This is a genomic window from Streptomyces solincola (genome assembly GCF_002982015.1).
GTDB lineage: Bacteria > Actinomycetota > Actinomycetes > Streptomycetales > Streptomycetaceae > Streptomyces > Streptomyces solincola.
Genome location: NZ_PVLV01000487.1, coordinates 1 through 5,767, shown reverse-complemented (window position 1 = coordinate 5,767; position 5,767 = coordinate 1). Strand labels below are relative to the sequence as shown.

At 75.0% G+C, this 5,767-nt stretch carries 7 protein-coding genes; 2 read left to right on the top strand and 5 right to left on the bottom strand.

Translation table 11 applies throughout. From position 1 onward, the window contains the following. Positions 1 to 290: 290 nt before the first annotated feature. Both C6N75_RS25160 and C6N75_RS25155 read right to left on the bottom strand, forming a co-directional pair. Positions 291 to 836 (bottom strand): GNAT family N-acetyltransferase, encoded by a 546-nt coding sequence (locus tag C6N75_RS25160; RefSeq protein WP_105871173.1) that lies wholly within the window; start codon positions 834 to 836, stop codon positions 291 to 293. Between the two features lie 117 nt (positions 837 to 953). Then, entirely contained in the window at positions 954 to 1,352 is a 399-nt protein-coding gene (locus C6N75_RS25155; protein ID WP_105871172.1) for a hypothetical protein, read from the bottom strand. A 120-nt stretch (positions 1,353 to 1,472) separates the two neighbouring features. Here C6N75_RS25155 and C6N75_RS25150 point away from each other — a divergent pair, with 120 nt between their 5' ends. Beyond that, a complete protein-coding gene (locus C6N75_RS25150) occupies positions 1,473 to 2,294 on the top strand; it encodes a DUF1206 domain-containing protein (RefSeq protein WP_105871171.1) in 822 nt (273 codons plus the stop codon). A 117-nt stretch (positions 2,295 to 2,411) separates the two neighbouring features. On the opposite strand, the gene C6N75_RS25145 is transcribed toward C6N75_RS25150, so the two are convergent. Next, positions 2,412 to 2,780, bottom strand: coding sequence for an STAS domain-containing protein (locus C6N75_RS25145; RefSeq protein WP_258177602.1), 369 nt, complete (start codon positions 2,778 to 2,780; stop codon positions 2,412 to 2,414). 150 nt (positions 2,781 to 2,930) lie between these two features. Then, complete coding sequence (locus tag C6N75_RS25140; protein ID WP_105871169.1) at positions 2,931 to 3,443, bottom strand: MarR family winged helix-turn-helix transcriptional regulator; 513 nt, start codon at positions 3,441 to 3,443, stop codon at positions 2,931 to 2,933. Between the two features lie 319 nt (positions 3,444 to 3,762). Between C6N75_RS25140 and C6N75_RS25135 the strand changes: the two genes are divergently transcribed. Continuing rightward, positions 3,763 to 4,941 (top strand): PP2C family protein-serine/threonine phosphatase, encoded by a 1,179-nt coding sequence (locus C6N75_RS25135; RefSeq protein WP_105871168.1) that lies wholly within the window; start codon positions 3,763 to 3,765, stop codon positions 4,939 to 4,941. Between the two features lie 18 nt (positions 4,942 to 4,959). Here the strand turns inward: C6N75_RS25135 and C6N75_RS32295 are convergent, their stop codons facing one another. Further along, positions 4,960 to 5,613: an ATP-binding protein gene (locus tag C6N75_RS32295; RefSeq protein WP_219852915.1), complete on the bottom strand. Its 654-nt coding sequence runs from the start codon at positions 5,611 to 5,613 to the stop codon at positions 4,960 to 4,962. Positions 5,614 to 5,767 lie beyond the last annotated feature (154 nt).

The following is a 5,767-nucleotide window of genomic DNA, read 5'->3' as shown; positions in this document are numbered from 1 at the left end:
GCTTCCCTCTAGCGTGGGTCGAGCCGGACCCTTCCGCCCCGCTCGATGGAGCGGGGCGGAAGGGTCCGGCTCGACCCACGCTAGAGGGAAGCGGAGCACCTGTCTCCACGATTACTCGGACTTCCTACTATCTGAGACGCAGCCAAGGCCAGAGCATCACGGTGAGTACGGAACGTGGTCGACCAGCCGACTGGTACGGCTGGGATCACAGCTGTGAGAGCACAGCACCGGGCTCACAGCCGTGAGATCACGGCGCCGGGCTTACAGGCCGTGAGATCACGGTGCCGGGCTTACAGCACGTCGCCGTCGCGCCAGTCGAAGGCGAGGGCGCCGTCCTCGGCGGCCGGCAGGAGCCGGCCCAGCGAGGGGCGCAGATAGGTGGAGTCCTCTTCGTCGGGCAGGTGGACCACGCCGTCGGGCCCGTACGCCTCGATCCGGCCGTTCCAGAGCTGCCAGCCGCGTCCGCGGTACAGCTCGACGCCGTCCTCGGAGGCGGAGAGCGCGCCGAAGGCGTACGCCCCGTCGATGACCTCCTCCAGGGCGGCCATCACCCGGCCGCCCAGGCCCTGGCGCCTGCGGTCCGGGCGTACCGCGACCGCCTCCACGTAGCCGACGCGGTGGGAGCGGCCGGCGTGCGCGACGCGGCGCATGATCACGCTGCCGTGGGCGGCGACGCCGCGCTCGTCGCGGACCCAGGCGTGGACGCCGCCCAGGCCGTGGTCCCAGTCCTCGTCGCCGAAGTCGCCGTCGAAGGCGGCGTCCAGCATGGCGCGGATCGCGTCGAGGGTGCGGGGCGGGAGTTCACCGGTGTGGGCGGTGCGCAGCGAGTCGCTCATAGCGGCCCACTGTGGCAGGCGCGGCCCCGGCGGCGCACCGCGATAAGGCGGTACGCCGCCGGGAACCGGCCACTCCTCGCCGGGACGACCTCGTGCCGGCCGGTGCCGGCCGGCGAACTACAGGCGGCCGCCGGTGAGGCGGGAGAGCGGGCCTCGCTGGTTGAGGCCGGCGCGGCGGCCCAGCGCGTAGGAGGAGGCCACCACGGCCGCCGCCCCGGCGCCGGCGCCGGCGGCTATCACCTTGCGGGCCTTGACCACCGTCCAGACCAGACCGGCCTTGCCTGCGGTCTTCTTGGCGGCGGCGCCCACGGAGGTGGCGGCCGTCTTGGCCTTCTCCGCGGTGGCGCCGCCGATGCCGGCCAGCTTCTCCTTGCTGCTGCCGACCGCGGAGCGGGCCGAGCCGGTCGCGGACTCGGAGGCGCTCTTGGCGGATCGGGTGGCGCCCTTGGCGGCGCTCGTGGCGCGGTCCTTGGTCGCCGTGCGGCTCTGTGTCGTCTTGTTCGTCGTCTCAGCCATGCCCTGCGGATAACCGCGCTCACGCCCGCCAAACGGACCGTTCGCCGTCGGCGGGAAGCGCCGAGTCCCGGGCGGTTTCCCGGGCAGACGGCGTACCAGACCGCTGAGAGGGGCGTCGAGATGAGTGCGTGGAGCACGGTGCAGGGCAGGGCCCGGGGTGTGGCTCGCGACCGGCGCGGCAGCAAGGTCCTTGAATGGGCGGGCCGTTGGGGCTTCGCCGCCAAGGGCGTGATCTACCTGCTGGTCGGAGTGCTGGCGGTGCGGGTGGCGTTCGGCGAGAACGACGGCCGGCAGGCCGACCGCGGCGGGGCGCTCGCGGAGGTCGCCGAGAAGCCGCTGGGATCGGTGGTGCTGTGGGCGGTGGGCGTGGGCCTGGTGGGCATGGCGCTGTGGCAGTTGTCCGAGGCGTTGTGGGGGACGAAGACCGGCAAGCGGCTGCTGTCGGCCGGGCGGTGCGTGTTCTACGCGTTCGTCGCCTTCTCGGTGCTGGCGTTCGCGGCGGGCAGCGGAGGCGGAGGTTCCAGCGACCAGCAGTCCCAGGACGTGACCGCCCGGGCGATGGAACTGCCCGCCGGGCGCTGGCTGGTGGGCGCGGTCGGCGTGGGTATCGCGATAGCGGGCGTGGTGAACGCGGTGCGCGCGGCGATGCGCTCGTACCACAAGCACCTGAAGCTCGGTGAGATGTCGCGCCGGGCCCGGCAGGCGGTGGACGTGACCGGCGTGGCCGGCGGCATCGCGCGCGGCCTGGTCTTCATCGCGGCCGGCGGCTTCGCGGCGCGCGCCGCCTGGGTGTACGACCCGGACCAGGCCAAGGGCGTGGACGACACCCTGCGGTCCTTCGCCGCCACTCCGGCCGGGCCGTGGCTGCTGGTCGCGGTGGCGGTGGGGCTGGCGCTGTACGGGGTGTTCTGCTTCGCCATGGCCCGCTGGCGCCGGGTGTGACACCGGGCGGAATCCCGTACGGCCGGGCCCGGGGTGCCGGGCCCTGGCCGGCCGGAGATCCGGGTGCCGGCCGGCTGGAGGTCCGGGCCCTGGCCGGCCGGAGGTCCCGGGGGCGGCTCAGTCGGAGGCTTCCGGGGCGCCGGCCGCGAGGGCCTCGGCGACCCCGTCGTACAGCGCCAGGACGCCGTCCACTCCGGTCAGCTCGAACAGCCGGCGCACGAACGGCGACGGCGCGGCGATGCGCAGCCGGGGGCCGAGGTCGACGGACGCGTGGAGCAGGAGGTTGAGCATGGTGGAGTCGGCGAAGCCGACCTCGGAGAGGTCAAGGACCAGCGGTTCGGCGCCCGCCGCGGCGTGCCGCAGCGCCAGGCGAAGCGGCTCCACGCTCTGCAGATCCGCCTCGCCGCCGACCACGATGATCGTGGCACCGCTCTCGGTCCGCTCGCTGATGCTCAGGGCTCGTTCGGAAGGCTGGGGAGGACGCACGGGCCCACCATAGAATCGACTGTTGCCGTTTGACAACATTCTCCCTATGGCAACAGTCTTGCCCTCGTCGTGTCATCACGCCGCCCGGACTCCGGAGCCGGTAATCCAAGGCGAACCAGGGGGAAGGGAAAGCGGGACCCGATGATGAAGCTAGGCGCTGTCGGCCACCGCACGGCCGTCCCGCGCACCGGACCCGCTCGCGACGTCCCGCATCGCCCGGGCGGCCGTCTGGAAGGCGAGCAGTCCCCGCACCAGCGCGTTGACCTCGCCCGGCTCCATGCCGGCGAGCACCGCCGCGACCTCCCCCGCCCGGGCCGCCCGCAGGTCCGCCAGGACGGTGCGGCCGCGCCCGCTGAGCCGCAGCTCGACCTCGCGGCGGCTGGTGGCGCTCGGCTCCCTGGTCACCAGGCCCATCGCGCCCAGCCGGTCGCAGAGGCGGCTGACCGAGGAGCTGCGCGAGTGCAGGGCGTCGCTCAAGGCGCGCAGATTGATCCCGTCGTGCTGCTCCAGCACCAGCAGGGCCCGCAACTGCGACGGTGAGACGGATCCGGAGGGCGCCGATTCCTGGCCGCGCCCCAACACCACCTCCAGGAGCTCTGCGGCCGCGCACACGTCAGCCGCCGCCTGGTCGTGGGGGCGTGGCGTACTGGGGAAGCGGGGCACCGATCCACTGTGTCACCCGGCGGCGCGTTTTGTCAGCCCGGGCGGACGGACCGGGATCCGGCCCGCGGGGCCCGGAACCGGTCGGCACGCCACCTGGCGCGGAGCGCACGGGCGGAGAGCGGATACCCGGGATCGTCCTGGCCAAACGGACGAGTCCGCGTGCCGGTCGCGGCACGTCCGGCCGCCGCCCGCCACCCCGTCCGCACCCACGGCGGTCACCGAACGCCCTGGGGGCCACCCGGGTCACCGGCCGGCGACACCGGGGGCGCGCCCGCATCCCCCGGCCCACGACGCACCTAGAGGAAGGCACCATCCGACTGTGAGCTCCATGGCGGATTTCGAGAGATCGCTGCGCGGCGCGGCCCCGCACGCGCTGGTGGACGTCGTGCGCGACCATCTGGCGGCCTGCCACGGCGCCACGGCCACGACGCTGCTGCTGGCCGACTTCGGGCTGGCCGTGCTCCAGCCGGTGGGCGGGACGGAGCAGCGGGCGGGCTCGGTGCCGCTGCACAGCAGCGCCGCGGGGCGCGTCTTCGGCAGCCAGGAGCCGCGGGCGGAGCCGCCGCGGGACGGCGAGGTGGTGCACCACCTGCCGGTGACGGTGCGCGGCGAGCGGCTGGGCGTACTGGCCGTACGTCTGCCGGTGGACCGCTCCACCGACGCGGCGGCCGGTGAGCTGGCCCATGTGGCGGAGGTGCTGGGCCACGAGATGGTGGTGGCCGAGCGGGACACCGACCTGTACCAGTTGGCCCGGCGGGCCAGCCGGCTCACGCTGGCCGCCGAGATGCAGTGGCAGCTGCTGTCGGGGCGGGCGTTCTCCCAGCCGGAGTACGAGATCGGCGCGCACCTGGAGCCGGCGTACGCGGTGCACGGCGACAACTTCGACTGGTCCTCGGACTCGGCGGGGCTGACCGTGGCGGTGACCGACGGCATGGGCGAGGGTGTGCCGGCGTCGCTGCTGACCACGCTGACGGTCAACGCGCTGCGCAACGCCCGGCGGGCCGGGGTGGACATCGCCGACCAGGCGGCGCTGGCCGACCAGGCGGTGTGGGCGCAGTACCGGGGCTCGCTGTACGTGTCGACGCTGCTGATGAGCTTCGACCTGGACAGCGGGCGGGCGTACGCGGTGGACGCCGGTTCGCCGCAGCTCTGGCGGCGGCGCGGGCGCAGCGTGGACCGCATCGCGCTGGACGCGCAGTTCCCGCTGGGGATGTTCGAGGAGTCGGACTACCGGATGCAGGAGATCGACCTGCTGCCGGGCGACCGGCTGCTGGTGGTGAGCGACGGGGTGTACCAGGCGGTGTCGCCGGACAGCGAGCCGTACGCGCCCAAGGCGCTGGTACGCGGCATCCAGGCGACGAGCCTGCTGCCGGCGGCCTCCGCGCCGGGTGCGCTGCTGCGTGAGCTGGCCGCCTACCGCCGCACCGAGACACCGGACGACGCCCTGGTGATGTGCCTGGACTGGCACGGCCGGGAGGGGTCCGAGAGCCGGGGCTGAGCCCCCGGGCGCCTCCCGTCAGACCGGGGGTTCGTCGCTGCGGGCGCGGCGGGGCAGGATCGGCGGCTTGCGGGGGGCCGGCGGCTGGACCGTGCCCTCGGCGGCGGTGCGGCCGCGGACCGGGCGGTCCGGGCCGGGGCGGCCGTGCGGCGGCGGGCCGAGGACGGACCGGCCCGGTGCGGCGGCGTCCGCGGGGCGGGCGCCGGCGGCGCGTGGCCCGGCCTCGGGGGCGAGGGCGAACTCGGCGCGGACGCGTTTGCCCGCCGGGATGGTCTTGACGCTGAGCCGGGTGCTCAGCGCGCGCACGATCTCCATGCCGTGGCCGCCCACCCGGCCCGGGTCGCTGCGGTGGAACACCGGACGGGCGCAGCCGGCGTCGCTGACGGTGACGGTCAGCCAGCGGGCGCAGCCCTCCAGCTCCAGCGTGTAGGGGCCGCCGGTGTGCCGGTCGGCGTTGGTGACCAGCTCGCTGACGACGAGGCGCACGTCGGCGGCGGTGCGGTCGGAGACCGGGGCCAGCCATTCGGCGGCCAGCTCGGTCAGGAAGCGGTCGGCCAGCGCGCGGGCCTCGGCGATGCAGCCGGGCTCGCCCGCGTACCCGGCGCTGCGGCTGAGGGTCCCCGGCGGCGCGGTGTCGCGGCGGTCAGGTGTCCGACGGTCCTCTGGTGTCATGTCCTCCCGCCCTCCGGACGGCTCGCGGGCCGTTTCCGGCACCCTGCTACCCCGCGCCCGGCGGCTCATTCCGCCTCCGGCGCCTCCGGCGCACCCCCGGGCGCACGGGAACCGCCCCCGTCCGGCTGTGGGGGCCGGGCGGGGGCGGTGGTCC

What these genes read in the sequence shown, in the direction of transcription:
- C6N75_RS25160 (WP_105871173.1), bottom strand. Translation starts at nt 836, where the DNA reads ATGAGCGACTCGCTGCGCACCGCCCACACCGGTGAACTCCCGCCCCGC.
- C6N75_RS25155 (WP_105871172.1), bottom strand. Translation starts at nt 1,352, where the DNA reads ATGGCTGAGACGACGAACAAGACGACACAGAGCCGCACGGCGACCAAG.
- C6N75_RS25150 (WP_105871171.1), top strand. Translation starts at nt 1,473, where the DNA reads ATGAGTGCGTGGAGCACGGTGCAGGGCAGGGCCCGGGGTGTGGCTCGC.
- C6N75_RS32295 (WP_219852915.1), bottom strand. Translation starts at nt 5,613, where the DNA reads ATGACACCAGAGGACCGTCGGACACCTGACCGCCGCGACACCGCGCCG.